A 404-nucleotide genomic window follows, 5' to 3' on the forward strand; every position below is an offset into this window, starting at 1 on the left:
GGTTATTAAAGAATTTTTTGAGGATATATTTGTTTGGCTTTAATCCATCTTTATGCAAAGAAGCCCAAGTAGCTAAACCCCAATTATAGGTAAACCTTGCTATACCAGCGTGTTTAGCCATTAATATTTCCTGGGTTTTGTTTAACTTGAGTTTTGTTTTGATAGATAAAAGCATTGCTCGACCTCAACACTGTATTTCTTTGCTGTCTAAAACTGACATATCTTGTACAGGTTTGTCAATAGCATTTTTGAGATGATCCTTGATTTCTTTGGAGTAGATAACATAATTGATAAAAACTTTTTTCTTTTAAAGTTTAATCCGCCTCCAATCTCTGAAACCCAATCATCAACAGCTAACCCACGACTCAAACAAAATGTTTCCATCGCGGATACTTGGTTTCTGA

Annotated in this window: 1 protein-coding gene and 1 pseudogene; both read right to left on the reverse strand. The window is 34.2% G+C overall.

Annotation, left to right across the window (positions count from 1 at the left end):
* Positions 1 to 175: helix-turn-helix domain-containing protein (locus tag FFR48_RS28505; RefSeq protein ID WP_162502002.1), on the reverse strand; the 175-nt coding region annotated here is incomplete at its 3' end.
* A gap of 109 nt (positions 176 to 284) precedes the next feature.
* A pseudogene (locus tag FFR48_RS29895) lies at positions 285 to 404 on the reverse strand (IS607 family transposase); the annotation flags it as partial.

It is taken from the genome of Sphaerospermopsis reniformis, from assembly GCF_005402885.1.
Taxonomy (GTDB): Bacteria; Cyanobacteriota; Cyanobacteriia; order Cyanobacteriales; family Nostocaceae; genus Sphaerospermopsis; species Sphaerospermopsis kisseleviana.